Origin of the sequence: Pseudarthrobacter sp. CCNWLW217 (assembly GCF_037203985.1) — a bacterium.
Taxonomy (GTDB): Bacteria; Actinomycetota; Actinomycetes; order Actinomycetales; family Micrococcaceae; genus Arthrobacter.
This window is the reverse complement of the sequence record NZ_JBBCBT010000012.1, coordinates 73,276-90,017: the sequence shown is the minus strand read 5'-3', so window position 1 is coordinate 90,017 and position 16,742 is coordinate 73,276. Positions and strand designations below refer to the sequence as shown.

The 16,742-nt window shown below is 61.2% G+C and carries 12 protein-coding genes and 1 pseudogene; 11 read left to right on the top strand and 2 right to left on the bottom strand.

The features are described 5' to 3' along the window. Nucleotides 1–136 precede the first annotated feature (136 nt). The 4 genes from V9L18_RS14855 (at nt 137) to V9L18_RS14840 (ending at nt 5,984) form a co-directional block, all read left to right on the top strand. A complete protein-coding gene (locus V9L18_RS14855; protein WP_337347936.1) occupies nt 137–370 on the top strand; it encodes a hypothetical protein in 234 nt (77 codons plus the stop codon). Between the two features lie 220 nt (nt 371–590). Beyond that, nucleotides 591–2,276: a thiamine pyrophosphate-dependent enzyme gene (locus V9L18_RS14850; protein ID WP_443197956.1), complete on the top strand. Its 1,686-nt coding sequence runs from the start codon at nt 591–593 to the stop codon at nt 2,274–2,276. A gap of 78 nt (nt 2,277–2,354) precedes the next feature. Further along, nucleotides 2,355–3,836 carry an NAD-dependent succinate-semialdehyde dehydrogenase gene (locus V9L18_RS14845; protein ID WP_337347934.1) on the top strand — a complete coding sequence of 494 codons (1,482 nt, stop codon included), beginning with the start codon at nt 2,355–2,357 and terminating at the stop codon, nt 3,834–3,836. Between the two features lie 249 nt (nt 3,837–4,085). Further along, on the top strand, nt 4,086–5,984 hold the full coding sequence (locus V9L18_RS14840) for a helix-turn-helix domain-containing protein (protein ID WP_337347997.1): 1,899 nt from the start codon (nt 4,086–4,088) through the stop codon (nt 5,982–5,984). Between the two features lie 96 nt (nt 5,985–6,080). Here V9L18_RS14840 and V9L18_RS14835 read toward each other — a convergent pair whose 3' ends face one another. Next, entirely contained in the window at nt 6,081–6,563 is a 483-nt protein-coding gene (locus V9L18_RS14835) for a MarR family winged helix-turn-helix transcriptional regulator (protein ID WP_337347933.1), read from the bottom strand. 358 nt (nt 6,564–6,921) lie between these two features. Between V9L18_RS14835 and V9L18_RS14830 the strand changes: the two genes are divergently transcribed. The 7 genes and pseudogenes from V9L18_RS14830 to V9L18_RS14800 all read left to right on the top strand — a co-directional run bounded on the left by V9L18_RS14830 (nt 6,922) and on the right by V9L18_RS14800 (nt 15,442). Further along, on the top strand, nt 6,922–7,809 hold the full coding sequence (locus tag V9L18_RS14830) for an SDR family NAD(P)-dependent oxidoreductase (RefSeq protein WP_337347932.1): 888 nt from the start codon (nt 6,922–6,924) through the stop codon (nt 7,807–7,809). A gap of 687 nt (nt 7,810–8,496) precedes the next feature. Continuing rightward, nucleotides 8,497–9,744: an FAD binding domain-containing protein gene (locus V9L18_RS14825; protein WP_337347931.1), complete on the top strand. Its 1,248-nt coding sequence runs from the start codon at nt 8,497–8,499 to the stop codon at nt 9,742–9,744. Nucleotides 9,745–10,054: 310 nt separating this feature from the next. Beyond that, complete coding sequence (locus V9L18_RS22080) at nt 10,055–10,288, top strand: DUF485 domain-containing protein (RefSeq protein WP_443197955.1); 234 nt, start codon at nt 10,055–10,057, stop codon at nt 10,286–10,288. Next, nucleotides 10,285–11,913, top strand: coding sequence for a solute symporter family protein (locus tag V9L18_RS14815; RefSeq protein ID WP_337347929.1), 1,629 nt, complete (start codon nt 10,285–10,287; stop codon nt 11,911–11,913). The genes V9L18_RS22080 and V9L18_RS14815 overlap by 4 nt, the downstream gene beginning before the upstream one ends. 228 nt (nt 11,914–12,141) lie before the next feature. After that, complete coding sequence (locus V9L18_RS14810; RefSeq protein WP_337347928.1) at nt 12,142–13,371, top strand: FAD binding domain-containing protein; 1,230 nt, start codon at nt 12,142–12,144, stop codon at nt 13,369–13,371. A gap of 1,157 nt (nt 13,372–14,528) precedes the next feature. Then, complete coding sequence (locus V9L18_RS14805) at nt 14,529–14,726, top strand: hypothetical protein (RefSeq protein WP_337347927.1); 198 nt, start codon at nt 14,529–14,531, stop codon at nt 14,724–14,726. 138 nt (nt 14,727–14,864) lie between these two features. Next, nucleotides 14,865–15,442: pseudogene (locus tag V9L18_RS14800) on the top strand (recombinase family protein). Nucleotides 15,443–15,985: 543 nt separating this feature from the next. Here V9L18_RS14800 and V9L18_RS14795 read toward each other — a convergent pair. Further along, nucleotides 15,986–16,735 carry an ABC transporter ATP-binding protein gene (locus V9L18_RS14795; RefSeq protein WP_337347926.1) on the bottom strand — a complete coding sequence of 250 codons (750 nt, stop codon included), beginning with the start codon at nt 16,733–16,735 and terminating at the stop codon, nt 15,986–15,988. Between the last annotated feature and the right edge of the window lie 7 nt (nt 16,736–16,742).

Genomic DNA, 16,742 nt, shown 5'->3' with positions numbered 1-16,742 from the left:
TGTTGTCCGCAGCTGACTCGAAGGGCAGCAGTGCCGCCGGGCAGCACTGCACCGAGAACATCGAATTCGAGGGTGGCTTCGTCCACCGCGCATAAGCCGCAGGAAGAATATAGGCGCTAATGATGGAGAAAGTGTGATGACCATATTCCAAGCTTCAGAATTAGTTCTTTGCGTCGACGGCAACGATGCAGCCACCCTCGAATCCGACATAGCCAAGGCAGTGGAAATCGCCGGACTGGAGGCTCAACTGTCCGGCAATGCTGGAGTAGTGATCACCCAGCACGATTATTGGTCATTCACGATAGCAGTGACCTCCGCGGTTCCCTTTGGCCAAAGGATTGAAAGGCGCGAATGGCTTGCTGCTTGCTGAGCCAACGCACACTCCCCTCGCTGAAAAATCGATGTCACCCCAGAACCTGGAGCTGGAGGGCTGAAGAAAGTTTTTTGTGCTCGACCGAAGTTTCACGACTACTACCAAGCATTATGGCTTGCGGGCCACGAGGAAGTCGGTCTTGATAGCGGTCATCTGAAGGCTCGAAGCGAAGCATCCAGTCGCTCTAACAACATTAATCAAACGAAAGCCATTAACTATGAGCCAGACCATGGCTAACCGCACACCCATTGCTCTGCATAACCAGGCGGTAACTTCAAAATCAGCTGGACATGTCATTGTCGATACGTTGGTAGCCCATGGGACAAAGCGCGCGTACGTTGTCCCGGGCGAGAGTTTTCTCGATGTCCTTGACGGTCTTCATGACTCGCCGATTGAGACCATCGTCTGTCGCCACGAGGGTGGTTCCACCTATATGGCCGAGGCCGACGGCAAGATGAACCAAATTCCTGGCATTGCGATGGTCACTCGGGGTCCGGGTGCTGCCAATGCGCACGTCGGGCTGCATACGGCATGGCAGGACTCTACCCCCATGGTGCTGTTTGTGGGGCTGATCCCCTTCGCCCACCGGGACCGCGAGGCCTTCCAGGAATTCGACATCAAAGCCTGGTTCGACACCGGCGCCAAGCGGGTAATGGTTCTAGATCATGCAGAGCGGGCCTCCGAAATCGTCGCCGAAGCACTGTTCGCGGCCATGAACGGCCGGCCCGGCCCCGTCGTCGTCGGCCTGCCTGAGGACGTCATCCGTCAGCAGATCCCCGCCGAGCTCCATCCCCCCATCCCGGTAGCCACCGGCGGAATGACCATAGTTGACTCGGCTGCACTGGCAGAGGCGTTGGCCGCATCCAGCAAGCCCCTGTTCGTCACCGGTGGTAACGACTGGACCCAGGGCGGCGCAGACCAGCTCACTTCCTGGTTGGAAAAACACCACATTCCAGCGGCAGCAGAATGGCGCACCGAAGGGACAGTCCCCTTCAGTTCCCCCTCCTACGTCGGGCCTATAGGCTACGGCCGGCCCCGCCCCACGTATGACCTGCTTGAGGAAACTGACCTGCTTATTTTTGTGGGCACTGTCCCGGGCGACGTTATTACCGACGGCTTTCTTTGCCGACAGGACTGGAAGAAGAAGAACTTCCTCGTCACCATCGACCCGTCCCTCCGGGGCCGCTCCGGCCCGGTCTCCTACCAGATCGTCGCTAAACCGGACGTATTCGTCAGGGACCTGGCGAAGATCGAACTGCCGGTCAAGGAGGAATGGAAGGCTTGGACGACGAGGATGCGCGCCGAGCAGGAATCCTTCTCAGCCCTCCCGCCAGCGGCCCCGTCCTCCGGTCCGGCCCGGATGGACACTTTGATGGCCAACCTAGTGCCTACGCTGCCCGCCAACGCGATGGTCACTCTTGGGGCGGGTGAGCACACCAACTGGGCACACCGCTACTTCCCCACCCAGCGCTACGCTTCCATGATCAGCGCCCGCAACGGCTCCATGGGCTACTCCGTTCCCTCCGCCATCGCAGCTTCCCTTGAATACCCCGGCAGGCGCATAGTGACCATCGCAGGAGACGGCGAATTCCTCATGAACGGCCAGGAGCTCGCCACTGCAGCACAGTATGGCGCCACTCCTCTGGTGATCGTGATGGACAACCAGGAGTACGGCACCATCCGCACCCACCAGGAACGCCACTACCCCGGAAAGGTCTCCGGCACCCAGCTGAAAAACCCCGATTTCGCGCTCATGGCCCAGGCCTTCGGCGGCTACGGCATCAGAGTAGAACGCGATGCCGACATCCCTGCCGCAATCGAAGCGGCGCTGAGAGCCATCGACGAAGATCACGTGTTCGCGCTCATTCATTTGGTGGTGGAGCAAAGAGTCAAAGCCTACTAAGGCCGCCTGCAGCGCTTCTGCCGCTTGAAACTACCCTCGAACGGCTGCGCACTGCAACCTTCTTGAGAACGGAAAAACATGTCTGTCCCCGTACTTACTGAACTCGATCTGCTGGAAACTGTGCCCACTGGCCTGCTCATTGGCGGCCAGTGGCGTGATGCATCTGACGGCGGCACGTTCGAGGTCCATGACCCTTCCACCGGGGAGGTGCTCGCCACCCTAGCCTCGGCTACCAGTCAGGACGCGGTTGCAGCTTTGGACGCCGCGGACAAGGTCCAGGCGTCCTGGGCGCGCACCGCCCCGCGGGCTCGTGCCGAGATCCTCCGCCGGGCCTTCGACCTGGTCACCGAACGGGCCGAGGACTTCGCCTTGCTGATGACCTTGGAAATGGGCAAGCCTCTGGCCGAGAGCCGCGGCGAAGTGGCCTATGGCGCGGAGTTCCTGCGCTGGTTCTCGGAAGAGACCGTCCGGGACTATGGCCGCTACCTCACCACCCCCGAGGGCAAAAACAAGATCCTGGTCCAGCACAAACCCGTCGGCCCGTGCCTGCTGATCACGCCGTGGAACTTCCCGCTCGCCATGGCCACCCGCAAGGTCGCCCCCGCGATCGCCGCCGGCTGCACCATGGTCCTCAAACCCGCCAAGCTCACCCCGCTCACCGCCCAGTACTTCGCCCAGACCATGCTCGACGCCGGCCTGCCCGCCGGAGTTCTGAACCTCGTCTCCTCCGCTTCCGCGTCCGGGATCTCCGGGCCCCTGCTGAAGGACTCCCGGCTGCGGAAGGTGTCCTTCACCGGCTCCACCCCGGTGGGCAAACGACTCATGGCCGACGCCGCGCAAAACGTCCTTCGCACCTCGATGGAACTCGGCGGGAACGCCCCGTTCATCGTCTTCGAGGACGCCGACCTGGACAAGGCCGTCGAAGGTGCCATGGCCGCGAAGATGCGGAACATGGGCGAGGCCTGCACCGCCGCCAACCGGTTCCTCGTCCAGGAGTCCGTCGCGCAGGAGTTCACCGCCAAGTTCGCCGCCGCCATGGGTGCCCTGGCCACCGGCCGCGGCACCGACCCCGCCACCCAGGTCGGACCCCTGATCGACGCCGGCGCCCGCGACGACGTCCACGCCCTCGTCACCGCCGCCGTCGACGCCGGAGCCACCGCCCTCACCGGCGGCACACTCCCGGACGGTGCGGGCTACTTCTACCCGCCCACCGTCCTCGCCAACGTCCCCAACAACGCCGCAATCCTCGGCCAGGAAATCTTCGGACCCGTGGCCCCCGTCACCACCTTCACCACCGAAGAAGACGCCATCCGCCTCGCCAACAACAGCGAATACGGCCTCGCCTCCTACCTCTACAGCCGCGACTTCAACCGGCTGCTCCGCGTGGCCGAACAGATCGAATTCGGCATGGTCGGCTTCAACGCCGGCGTCATCTCCAACGCGGCCGCCCCGTTCGGCGGGGTAAAGCAATCCGGACTCGGCCGCGAAGGCGGCACCGAAGGCATCGCCGAATACACCACCACCCAATACATCGGCATCGCCGACCCCTACACCGGGTAACGGGCTCTTCCTACCCAGGCGTCAGACCACCAGGGCCTCACATCCTCGCAAGTGGGAGGCCCTGGTTCGAGCGGCCACCCGCGACATCAGGCGGAGAAGCCGTGTGTTCTGGGCGCTAGACGCCCCGACCAATGGAAGACGGCCGCCAGCCGGTCCGCGGCTGCGACGCGGAGGCATGTAAGTGCCCGCGGCCGGTTGTTCGGGATTCTCGCCCAGCGGGGGAAACCGTGAAAAACTCTAAGTGTGAAAATGGGACCTGATCGTATGGCCCAGCATCTTCAAGGATGGTTGCAGGCGCTTGCCCAAATCGGTGCGGCAGTCAACCAGGGCGTTTCGCTGGGCGAGTTGTTGGACCTGATCGCCAAGACCGCCTGCAAATTGATGTCCTACGACTTCTGCGCCGTCACTATCCCGGACGCGACGTCGCAAGTCCTGGTGATCGAAGGCTCCTACGGCCTGTCGGCCGACTACGTCCGAGAAGTGAACGCAACGCACCCGATCCGTCTTCACGGTGTGCACACCCCCACGCCGTCGGGACAAGCGTTCGCCATGGGCATTCCCGTGCAGATCGAAGAATTCGGAAGCAATCCGGCGATGCTCGAGTGGAGAGCTGCGGCAAGAGACCAAGGATTCAGCTCCATGATCTCAGTGCCGTTAAACTCCGCAGATGAAACACTCGGGACCATCAACTGCTACACCCGGTCCCCCCATCACTTCACCAAGCCAGAAGAATCGCGCCTTTTGATGTTGGCAGACCAAGCGTCTGTAGCCATCACCACGAGTCGTCTGCGCTCCGAAGAGACGAAGAGGATCATGGTCCTCAACGGGCTGAATGAGTCGCTCGAGGAGCGGTATGAACTGCAAAGGCAAGCCGAAGCGATTCATGAGCGGTTAATGGCCCTGACGCTCGAAGGCGGCGGAGTCAGAGGCCTTGGCGAAGCCCTTGCCGAGATCCTCGATCGTCCTGTCGCCGTGTGCGAGACCAACGGGACGTTCCTCTTCCAAACCGAACGTGATGGCGTTTCGCTCCCAACCGCCCTCCTCGCGGACGCCGCCGGCCTCCCGCTCCCTGAGGTCATGTCCGCAGGGAATGCAGGATTGCTGGCCGATGTCTATCTGCCGGATCCAACAGGGGAACTGAGTGTTGTTCGGGTGCCGGTGCTGATCAATGAGAAGGTTATCGCGTGGATATGGACAAGCGGGAAGGTCTCCGAGCTACGACCGCTGGATCGCCAGACGATGGAACGGGCCGGAGCGCCCCTGGCCCTGGAGCTCCTCCGGACACGGATGGAGACCGAGGCGCAGTGGCGGAACACTGGCGAGATTCTCTCCGAACTCCTCTCAGGCAAAGGCCACCCCACAGCACTCTTGGCCCAAGCCGGACGCCTCGGCCACGATCTGGCAGTTCCCCACGCAGTCGTCGCAGCCCGAGTTGAACCCCATAACCTGGGCGCTATACCCTACGGGCTTGTCCCCACGTTCGCACGGATGACGCGAGAAGTCTCACCAAAACCGCTGCTCGGATTTCATGAGGGGCACGCCGTTGCTCTCTGGCCGCTGGGGCCAACGACGCCGATCAACGAAGTGCGGTACATCGGCGACGAAGTCAGGCGAATCGCTTCAGAACGAACCCAAATCACGGACGGCGCGCACGCTGCCATCACGGGACCGGTCACAAGCATCGCTGACTATCCTGCGGCGTTTGCAACGGCCCGCGGAGCCATAGAGCTGGCAGCCCTTCGCAAGGCTCCCCCCGGGACTCGCATGCTGAGCGATCTAGGATTGGTTGGGCTTTTGCTTCAGCTCCCGAATGTATCCGCTCTGAGCCACTATGCCGACGACGTGCTTGGCCCGTTACGTGCCAACGACGCAACCCAAGATTCGCTACTTCTGTCGACATTGTCAGCTCTCATTCATAATAATCTCAATGCGCGTAAGACGGCGGAGCAGCTGCATACCCCGGAAGACATCGTCGTCGACGCCCGTCGGCGGATCGAGGATCTGCTCGCACTTAACCTCTCACGCGTTTCCGACCTCACGCGCATCTCAATGGCCCTCGAAGTCGAAGATGTCGTCAAAGCCAGGCAGCGGCAAAGCACCAACCACGGCCCACGGGGAAATAGCCAAGTATTCGCGGCGGATACCTAGATCCGGAAGAATGCCAGTCGAACCAAAGCATCCGCATGCCTTCAACACGCTGGTCGTCTCGATGGGAGGGACCTCGGATCGGCCGTCGCCCGACTCCTATTTTTCTGGGGATGCGTTGAACGAGTGAAGCAATGAAGTAAAAGCCCGGAGGTTATCAATTGACCAGTCTCTAGTTCGTTCGAAGAATGTGGCCCCTCGGAGGTCGAGCGCGTCGACGACACGCGACTCGCCTGCCGAAGTGAGCGAGACTTTGACCGCGCGACGATCGGAGGGATCTGGAGTGCTTTCAATGAGTCCGAGGGTTTTCATGCGGCCGATAAGGTTGCTCGTGGAACTGCGATCCATCGCCACCGCTTCGGCTAGCGTGCTGGGATTTGCCGGACCATAGGCATAGAGCCACCGCGCGAGGTGAAAGGCGGCCGGCTGTAGATCCGGATGAAATGTGGCGGCCGTACGCTCAGTGAGTGCGCGGGAGGCGCTGAGGAGAGCATTAAGCTCGACACCGAGGGCAAGCGCGGCGTCCCTGCGCCCAGACTGATCTGAGGATGGCTCCGCACTCGACGGCAATATAGTGGACATTTCTCCATCATTTCCGTATGTTGGGTAAATGCCCATCATATCGCGGGGCGCGTTCGCCCTGAGGGACACCGATGTCCGGCCCCACACAAACGATTCCGATTGCCGCAATGAGTGTGCGTGCGGCTGGGTGGATTGACCATTCAGGTCACGGACCATCTCTAGGGGTCACACCAGCACTGCATTCGTAAGCGGATTGAGCACTAGGATCCTCATCCCGCCAGTATTTGCAGCGGCGGCGCAGTCGCGCTCCTGGTCCCTCCAGAGCCGCCGGCCACATGCTTCGAAGCAGATCACCCTTCACCTCCGACTGACACCCGGACTCCAGCCACCCTTCATCTGAAACGGAAGTCGCCACGTCATGGATACCATCAAACGCACCCAAACTATTGTGATTACCGGTGCGACAAGCGGCCTCGGCCGCCTCGCCGCCATTGAACTAGCAAAGCGGGGCGCGAACCTCGTCCTGACCGCCCGGAACCTCGAACGAGCTGAAGCCGCGCGCGCCGAGATCACGACCGTAGCACCCGGCGCCCAGGTTGACATCTTCCTCGTCGACCTGACCCGCACCTCAGATGTCCGTAGGGTCGGGAAAGAGATCGCTTCTCAGTATGGCCACATAGACGTCCTCATTAACAATGCGGGTGTCCACGCCTTCGAGCAACGCATCACACGCGACGGGTACCCTGAAATGGTCATGGTGAATTACTTCGCTGCCTGGTTGCTCACCCGCGAGCTCCTGCCGTCCCTTGCCAGCACTCCCGGTGCGCGGATTGTGACCGTCGGCTCAGAGGCATCGCGTCGGCATGGTGTGCTTAGGCTGCCCGAAGACCTCACCGACACGGAACCATTCACCGCTCGTGGCTCCTCCTCGCTCTACGGGAAGAGCAAGCTGTTTGCCATCATGTTCACTCTCGAACTCGCACGACGTATCGATGGCACCGGCGTCACCGCAAACTGCCTCGACCCCGGGTTCAACGTCACCGGACTCGGCCGCGAACTCAGTTTTGCCGCCCCTCTCGGGAAGATTCTGACCCGCCTGCACATTGGCGACCCTGCCCATGGTGCCGGCCTCATCGTGAAACTCGCCACCGACCCCGACTTCACAGGCCGAAGCGGCGGGTACTACACGGTGAAGGGCACTAAGCGCCTCGTTCCTATCAGCCCCGGAGACGACGTCGACTTGCAAGCGCAACTGTGGACAGACACCGAGCGACTGCTTGACGAGGAACATCTGAACGGTCCTTGAATCGAGCGTAGGTCGGTAGTGCCGATGGCAGTGCAACGTCGGCGTGTGACAGGAAGCGCCCGGGGTTGGGGCTGATTTGTGCAGCTCACGTGCGACGTCGCCGAGCGGACCGGGGTGAAATTGGACGCGTTGGACCATGCACCGAAAGCGGCCGATGTTTCCCGGACCGACTGTTCCCAGACGGCCTGGCCATCCTGCGAACGGTAGGCCAGGTTCTACCGCGGGCCCCGACGTCGCGGGCGTACGTCTTCCGACGCCCCGCCGACGGCCGCCTCCTCTGCCGGCCAGCCCTTAGTACGACTTCTGTCCGATTACGCTCCCCGACCACGTGGCCCGAGCGCTGCTGATCGAGGGATCCCCCACGGCCTGTCCGCAGACTATATCCAAAGCGTGAACGCAACCCGCCCCATACGAATTTCGGAAGATGCCATGGCTGCCCCTCGAACCGGGCATCGAGCAGACCTGTGCCGTGAGCCGGCAGCGCGTCAAAAGATGCCCGATGGTCCCAAAACGCAATTTAACGGCCATCAATACCAGTGTATCCAAAGACATAGTTACGATATTTGTATGTCTTCAGGCACATGGCATGATCCTATTCCAAACCCCATACTTGAAGACACACACACCGTTATGCCAACATCCGGGACCGCTCGCAGGGTCCCAGGTGTTGCTTTTGGAGGTCATCTCATGAACAAGTCGTATGAGGGCGCACGCGCCCTGGTTATCGGCGGCTCTATCGGAGGCCTGACTGCCGGCCTGCTCCTGCAGGATCTCGGATTCGCGGTCACCATCTTTGAACGCAGCTCCTCTGAGCTGGACGGGCGGGGAGGAGGTATCGTCCTGCAGCCCGAGATGCTGCGCTGGTTCAAGGAGCGCAGCCACCTCACACCAGCAGACGTCAGCACGGCGACCGAATGGCTACGGTACCTAGGCCCGGGGAACGAGATCCTGCACGAGGAACCGGCCGACTGGAGCTACAGCTCCTGGAGCACCCTATACAGTGCACTTCTCTACGACTTCTCGCGGGCTAACTACGTGTTGGGCGAATCCGCTTTGGACTTCGTCCAAGACTCGGAGGCAGTGGAGGTACGTTTCGCAAGCGGCCGAACCGAGCGTGCCGAGCTCGTGGTCTTCGCGGATGGGATTTCCTCTGTTGGACGAAAGCGTCTCAATGGAGACGTGCCCGCGACCTACGCGGGCTACATCGGATGGCGCGGCACCGTACCGGAAAGCCAGGTCTCGGGAGAGACGTTCGGACTTCTGGGAAACGCACTGACATACTCCTTCGCTCCGAACACCCACATCTGCATGTACCCGATCCCCGGGCCGCGGCAGAGCTTTAGCGCTGGCGGCCGACTTCTAAATTACGTCTGGTACCGCAACGTGCAGGAGGGACCGGAGGTGGACGAGATGTTCATCAACAAACTCGGAGCACGCAGCGGAGTCTCTGTACCGCCGGGGCTCGTGCAAGACCGCTATGTGCAGGAAATGCAGGATGCGGCAGACGTCCTTGCGCCCGCCGCGACGGAACTCATCCGCCGAACGGCGCAACCTTACATCCAGCGGATCGTGGACGTCCGGTCCTGGAGCATGGTTGACGGTCGGGTGGCAGTCCTGGGTGACGCCGCCTTCGCCGCGAGGCCCCACGCGGCCGCAGGAACAGCAAAAGCGGCTGCCGACGGATGGGCGCTGGCAGAAGCGCTCGGCCAGTCGGCCGGTGACGTCCAGGCTGCCCTAATTGCCTGGGAACCCGCCCAGCTTAAAACCGGGCATGCGCTGGTCGACCGTGTCGGACGTATGGGCGACGGCGCTCAACATCTGAACAAGTGGACCCCTGGCGACCCCGCGATGCGCTTCGGCCTTCATGGACCCCGCAGGGGAGGTGTCCACACGGCACCCCTCATCCAGAAGCAAACACTAGGGCGGCGGATTTAACCGAAAGGATCCGAGCGACTTCAGAGAACTCAAAAACCACGCGAACCGTAGCCGGAACCAAGGGAGCCCTGGGGACTTCTTCAAATCGGCCAGAGCATCAGCCACTCAGCCGCTACCGTCTACACGCCTGGCGACGGGACGTGCAGTTGAAAACAACCCATAGGAAGATTCGATGCTACAACCACCTCCCGTTCCGGAAGCACGAACGGTCATTCAGCAGCCCGTAATCCCCCAGGACGCCTTCCTTAGGGCCAGGGAATCAGATGAATTCCGTGAGCTCCGAAGAACGTTCCGCCGTTTCGCTTTCCCCATGACCGCCTTCTTCCTCGCCTGGTATTTCGGGTTCGTTCTCTTGTCGGTATATGCCACGGGCTTCATGTCCACCCCCTTCTTCGGCAATTACTTCAACATCGGACACTTTCTCGGACTACTCCAGTTCGTGACTACATTCATAATCACCGGGCTCTATATCCGCCACGCCAACAAAAGGCTTGATCCGATCGCGCACCGTATTCGCGCCAGCTTGGAAGGGGAAGCGCATTGAGCCCGAACGAAACCCTCGGAAACCCGGCACTCAACATCGCAATCTTTGTGGCCTTTATTCTGGTGACACTCACGGTTGTCGTGCGAGTCACCGCCAAACAATCGAATACCGCTGGTTCGTTTTACACCGGGGGTGCGGCCTTCTCAGGCAGGCAAAATGGCCTGGCCATCGCCGGAGACTACCTTTCCGCCGCCTCAATCCTGGGAATTGTCGGAGCCATCGCCTTCAACGGATACGACGGCATGCTTTATATGATTGGATTTCTCGTCGCGTGGCTGGTTGCCCTCCTTCTCGTAGCCGAGCCGCTACGCAACACGGGCAAGTTCACCATGGCCGATGTGTTGAGCTTCCGCATGAAACAAAAGCCCGTTCGCCTAGCGGCCGCGATCTCTACACTCGTCATATCGATCCTGTACCTGCTATCCCAGATGGCCGGAGCTGGCGGACTGGTGTCGCTGCTTCTTGGCGTCTCGTCAGAACTGGCACAGAACGCCGTCATCGTCGTCGTGGGCGTCCTGATGATTCTTTACGTCCTCATCGGCGGAATGAAGGGGACAACCTGGGTGCAGATGATCAAGGCCGTGATGCTCATCGCGGCCACCCTGGTCATGGCTGTGTGGGTTCTTGCCTTGTTCGGCTTCAACCTTGACGCCGTCATGGGTGCCGCGGCGGAAGCAAACAACCGGCCTCAAATGCTCGCCCCCGGGGACAAGTACAAAGATCCGATCGGCTTTATCTCCTTGTCCATCGCATTAGTGTTCGGAACCGCTGGCCTACCGCACGTGCTGATGCGTTTTTACACCGTCCCCACTGCCGTCGCGGCGCGCAAGTCTGTAACCTGGGCCATCGGCCTTATCGGGGCCTTCTACATGTGCATGTTGATCCTCGGATACGGTGCCGCCGCCCTGGTACCCGGTGGGCAGGGAGCCATCAAGCTCATGCCCGGCGGCTCGAACGCCGCAGCCCCGGCCCTTTCGTACTATCTGCCAGGTGGTGGGGTGGGGGGGACGGTGTTCCTCGCCGTGGTGGCCGGCGTCGCCTTCGCCACAACGCTTGCAGTGGTTGCCGGCCTGACCATCACCGCCGCTGCCTCCTTCGCCCACGATATCTACAACTCCGTCATCAAAGACGGCAAAGCGGACCCCGCCAAAGAGATCAGAATCGCCAGAATAACGGTACTGGTCCTCGGCGCTCTGTCGATTGTCGGTGGAATTTTCGCAAAAGGCATGAGCCTGGCGTTCCTCGTTGCGTTGGCGTTCGCCGTCGCGGCCTCCGCGAATCTCCCGTCAATTCTCTTTTCGCTCTATTGGAGGCGGTTCAACACACAGGGCTCCCTCTGGTCAATCTCGACGGGCCTGGTCAGTTCTATCGGGCTCATCGTATTTTCCCCCACCATTTCAACTCCCGTCGGCTCAGCAGGGCCCCTGGCCAGCGCCATGTTTCCGGAGGCTTCCTTCGCTTGGTTCCCCTACGACAATCCCGCTATCGTGTCCGTTCCGTTGGCCTTTCTGGCGGGTTGGCTAGGCACCGTGCTGTCAAAGGAGGTGCCGGACGTAGCAAAAACTGCAGAGATGGAAGTGCGGTCCATGACCGGTGCGGGAGCAGAGCGTGCCATCTCGCACTGATCTTTCTATACACCCGATTTTTGGCGCCGCCGCTCGAGAAGCAGTCCCCACACGGAGCGGAGCGGCGGCAGCCGCAAGTCCAAAGCATCCGAAAGCGCCGCGAACAGAGGACGGACCGGCAGTAGCCATATGCAGTAACCATGTGAAAAGAAGCGAGTAAACAGTGACCAATCCAGCCAGCGAAACGCTGCCATCCCGTTCGCGAGCCGCGCAATTCCGGTGCCGCCGATGCGAGGGTCCACTCACAGACGGGCGCCAGTGGGCGACGAGACGCCCGACGGATGGGCCGCTGTGAACCAGGCAGCATTCCGAGCGGTTGTCGTGGGCGGTTCTGTAGGCGGAATGGCTGCTGCAGTACGACTGCGTCGTATCGGCGCAGATGTAGCGGTATACGAGCGCTCGGCTGCCGTCATGGAATCGCGGGGCGCAGGCGTGGTTATGCAGCCAGATATCGAGTTGCTTCTTGAAGAAGAAGGAGTAGACCCTTTGTCGGTCTCTGTACGACTCGAAGAGCGGCACCAGCTGACACGATCCGGTGATCGGTCGGTTCACGTCATGGCTCAACAAATGACAGCGTGGGACACAATGTATGGCGTGCTGCGCCGGCTCATCGGTGGCTCCTGTTATAGACGGAACAGTGCCCTCACTGCTGCTAATGTCCGGGACGACGGAGTCAACCTCGAGTTCGCGGACGGCTACAGCACATCCGGGGATATTCTGATTGCTGCCGACGGGGTTAATTCAACTTCCAGGACGCTCTTGGGCGGGGTGGATAAACCAACGTACTCAGGCTACGTGGCGTGGAGAGGGCTCGAGCGCGAGGCAGAGCTGCCCGAGGCCATGGTGAATGAACTCGCCAACCGGTTCACCTCCTATTCTGCCCCGGGCATGCAATTCCTCTGCTATTTAGTTCCTGGGGCTGATGGTGATCTTCGTCCAGGCCACCGGCGTGTGAACTGGGTATGGTATGTCAACACGGCGTTGAACGACCTTGCGCCAATTTTGACGGGCAGGTCGGGGAGGAAGTACAAGGCATTCTTACCTCCTGGTGCTGCGACAGCTGATGTACTCGGCACTCTCCATGCCCTGGCAGAAACAGCTCTGCCAGCACTGCTCAGTAAACTAGTCCTCTCGTCCACAACGTTCCTGCAACCGGTGCAGGATTTGAAGCCGATGCGTATGCGGCATGGCAGGGCTTGCCTCATCGGTGATGCAGCCGGAACTGTCCGCCCACATACCGCATCAGGAACCTCGAAGGCTTTCGCCGACGCCACTATTCTGGCCCTGGCACTGGGCGGATGGGACTCCCGCCAGCCCCTGCCAACCGAGAGGCTGCAACGGTGGGAACTCACCAGACTCAGTGCCCTAGCGAACATCGCCGAGCACGGCCAACGCCTAGCCGCTAGTTCCGCACTTGGAACGGGCTTCAGCGCCGTTCCATGGAAGGCAGAGGCATGACAGCACTCCTCATGCAGTCGCGCCTCATCGGTGCAGAGTCGGACCAAGTCGGAAGGGACTGGGTGACCTCCTCCAGCGGGTTGCTGAGAAATTCACAAAAGAGGTCACCATAGGAGATCCCATGCAGTCGCTACGCGGCGGGCCGAATGGGTAAGCCCTGCGCTTGAGAGCCTGTCACAGAGTGGAGTACGTCCAACCGGCAGACTTCAAATAGATCATCGTTAACACCCCCGAGAGGATCAGATGCAAAAGCAGGACAAGACCCAAGTGGCGCATGCGCCAGCACCGCCCATGGAGTTCTACCTTCCTCTCGGAGGTGGCACGGATCCGGATTTCTATCTGCCGGCCGACCGGGTCCCCCTTCCCGGCCGTTTTTCGCGCTGGATCCATGGCTTGCCCGGATTTGGTCGCCAACGGGCGTAAGGCTTGGCCGTTACCTCTGTGACTCAGACATCTACCGGGTGGGGTTCAATGCAAACTCCGGGCAGCTTGCAGTGAAGCATAACTTCACGTTTGGGAGCGCCTCATCATGTTCTTGGCTAGGGCGCCGGAGAATTGAGAACGCACTTCGACGCACGCCCGCTTCCTCCACCCGCAGTTCGCATCCGCGCCTTTTGCCGTTCAGGAGGGGGCTTGTACCTGATGCCCACCGACAACGCCAAGACTTAAGTTGTAGACGCGCCCAATCAGCATCCACCCAAAGGGCGTTCCGTACCGAGCCAGCACACCCACGAATCAAAAAGAAAATGGGAGAACATGGATCTACATCTGCAACCGGATTGGAGGCGCGTCCTGGGGCAGCACGTCGAAGTCCGACGCAACGGTAAGACTATCCGGACAGGAACTGTAGAGACAGTAATGCTTGACAGCTCAATATTGTGGGTCTCTGCGGAGGGCGTGTCACCCCGAGAGATGGTCTTCAAGACCGACGGCATTGAGATATATGCCCAATATCCAGGGGACGTCCCTCCCCCTCCTCAGCACCTACGAGGCACCTGAGTTCGTCGGTGATACTTCGGTCGGTCCATCCGGCACCTGATCGAGCAGCTGGCGGCAGTACAGCGCACCTTGCAGCACTTGCACTCCATCTATAAATCTGGGGGCTTGACCAGCCTCGCCAGGACGTGACCGGGCCCTGAAGCCGTGCCAATCCGCAGATGGTAACCCTTGTCGAAGGCCTAGCCTTGGCGAAACTTGCCCTGACGGTGGCGGCCCTCGCACGCAAGGTTCGCACAGCCGCCGCCGAAGTTGGGGCGTCTGTTTCGTTCAGCACCGTGCGCTCCATCGTCTCGAAACTGGATCTCGGGATGACGGTGCTGGCACACCAAGGTGCTGCACGCTACCGGGATGCATAGGAACTCGTCTGCGGCACCGGGCGCAGCACGGGAATGCCATTTGGCAGGCAGGGGGACACCCCAACCTGACGAACCCGAGCGATAGGTCTTGACCTTCCTCTGGGACGAGCCTAGAACTCAACCTGACAGGATGCGGGTTTGGAGGCAGCGGCGACTGGACAGCGGATCGGGTATGTACGCGTGAGCACGCTTGACCTGAACGAGAAACAGCTCGAAGGCAGGGTTCTGGACAGGGCCTTTAACAGACAAGGCCTCCGACAGAGACACAGCCGGGCCGCAGTTCACGGAATTGCTGCGTTTCGCCCGCGAGGGGGGACACCGCGGTCGTGCACAGCATGGACCGCCTCGCCCGCAACCTCGACGACCTGCGTGCTCTCGTCCAGGGCCTGACCCGGAAAGGCGTGCGGGTGGAATACGTCAAAGAGAGCCTGGTCTTCAACGGCGAGGACTCCCCCATGGCCGACCTCATGCTCCCCGTCATGGGGGCCTTCGCTGAATTCGAACGCTCCCTCATCAGGGAACGCCTACGCGAAGGCATCGCCCTGGCCAAGCAGCGCGGCGCCTACACAGGACGGAAGAAGACCCTCACGCCGGAACGGGCGTCCGAGCTGGTCCATCACGCCGGCAACGGAGTTCCGAAAGCCGTCCTTGCCCGTGACTACGGGATCAGCAGGGAAACGGTCTACCAGTACGTGCGCCACGCCAAGCTGGACTAGAACACTCCCCCACCGGTGAGCAGACGCGCTATAGCCGGTACCGCGGTAGCTTGATGGAAGGCTTGTTATCGGCGGTTTATGCAAGGGAGTACAATCCTCACCTTAGTCTCGCATGCGGACGGTGATCGGCAAGGCAAGCCGCGCCCTGTCGTCACCTATATCCATCACATCTACGCTAAGTGGGGCTTGAACACTCAACGCGAAGTGGCTGGCCGCTACAAAAAGGTAGCCAGGGGGCTGCCGAACAGCTAACTGCTGACTCGGTGCTTCACAGAGCTGCATGCGCCATCACCTATGGCAATGCTTCGTATTGGATTCTCCTATGCCGCCACAGACGACTCGTGCCGGCATAGAAACATTAGTTTCTGGTCGCCACGAGTCGTCTGAGTCAGCTGTTGGAGGTATCCCTCCATTATTCCTTTTAGTCAGTCATCCAAACTGGTTAGGTTGAGACGGTACGAATAAAGTGTGTCGGCGAGCATCCGGGCCGGATCGCTCATCGCCTCGGTCTCGGTGGACAGCGGGAGCTCACCGAGATGCAGGTCATGCGACGCCGGCCTGACGCGCTTCGAGCGCCTCGAACCGGGCCAGGACCTCAGCCTGCAGCATCGCGACGGCCGGATCGGAGGCCTTGCGGGGACGCGGCAGGTCGACGTCGATGATCTCGTGGATGCGGCCGCCGGGCTCGAGAACCACGATGCGGTCGGACAATTGGACTGCTTCGGTGACGTCATGCGTGACGAACATGACGGTGCGCCGCGACTCCAGCCACAGGCGCTCCAGGTGTTCACGCAGTGTCCGGGAGGTCATCGCGTCGAGGTGGGAGAACGGCTCGTCCATCAGGAGCACATCGGGCTCCACCGCGAACGCCCGCGCGATGCCGATACGCTGCTGCTGTCCGCCGGACAGCTGAGCCGGGTAGCGGTCGGCGCAGTGGCTCAGCCCCACCAGGCCCAGGTAGTGCCGGGCCCGCTCCTGCCAGCCGACCCGCTCGTGTTGCACGAAGCCGAGATTGGCCATCACCGTGCGCCACGGCAGCAACCGGGCGTCCTGGAACACGTAGCCGATGCGGGCGTCGTCGCCGTCTGAGCGCAGGTTCACCGTGCCCGAGGTATGGGTCTCGATGCCGGAGACGATGTTGAGCAGGGTGGTCTTGCCGCTGCCCGAGGGGCCGACGACGGAGACGAACGTCTCGCCGGAGATCGTCAGGTCGATACCGTCGATGACGCGGGTGCGGTTGCCTTGCCGATCGTGGAAGTCCTTGACCAGATCACGAATTTCGATGGAACCCATGGGTTGC

Excerpts from the sequence above, each read along its gene's own strand:
- V9L18_RS14855 (WP_337347936.1), top strand. The coding sequence starts at position 137 with ATGACCATATTCCAAGCTTCAGAATTAGTTCTTTGCGTCGACGGCAAC.
- V9L18_RS14850 (WP_443197956.1), top strand. The coding sequence starts at position 591 with ATGAGCCAGACCATGGCTAACCGCACACCCATTGCTCTGCATAACCAG.
- V9L18_RS14845 (WP_337347934.1), top strand. The coding sequence starts at position 2,355 with ATGTCTGTCCCCGTACTTACTGAACTCGATCTGCTGGAAACTGTGCCC.
- V9L18_RS14840 (WP_337347997.1), top strand. The coding sequence starts at position 4,086 with ATGGGACCTGATCGTATGGCCCAGCATCTTCAAGGATGGTTGCAGGCG.
- V9L18_RS14835 (WP_337347933.1), bottom strand. The coding sequence starts at position 6,563 with ATGTCCACTATATTGCCGTCGAGTGCGGAGCCATCCTCAGATCAGTCT.
- V9L18_RS14830 (WP_337347932.1), top strand. The coding sequence starts at position 6,922 with ATGGATACCATCAAACGCACCCAAACTATTGTGATTACCGGTGCGACA.
- V9L18_RS14825 (WP_337347931.1), top strand. The coding sequence starts at position 8,497 with ATGAACAAGTCGTATGAGGGCGCACGCGCCCTGGTTATCGGCGGCTCT.
- V9L18_RS22080 (WP_443197955.1), top strand. The coding sequence starts at position 10,055 with ATGACCGCCTTCTTCCTCGCCTGGTATTTCGGGTTCGTTCTCTTGTCG.
- V9L18_RS14810 (WP_337347928.1), top strand. The coding sequence starts at position 12,142 with ATGCGAGGGTCCACTCACAGACGGGCGCCAGTGGGCGACGAGACGCCC.
- V9L18_RS14805 (WP_337347927.1), top strand. The coding sequence starts at position 14,529 with ATGGTAACCCTTGTCGAAGGCCTAGCCTTGGCGAAACTTGCCCTGACG.
- V9L18_RS14795 (WP_337347926.1), bottom strand. The coding sequence starts at position 16,735 with ATGGGTTCCATCGAAATTCGTGATCTGGTCAAGGACTTCCACGATCGG.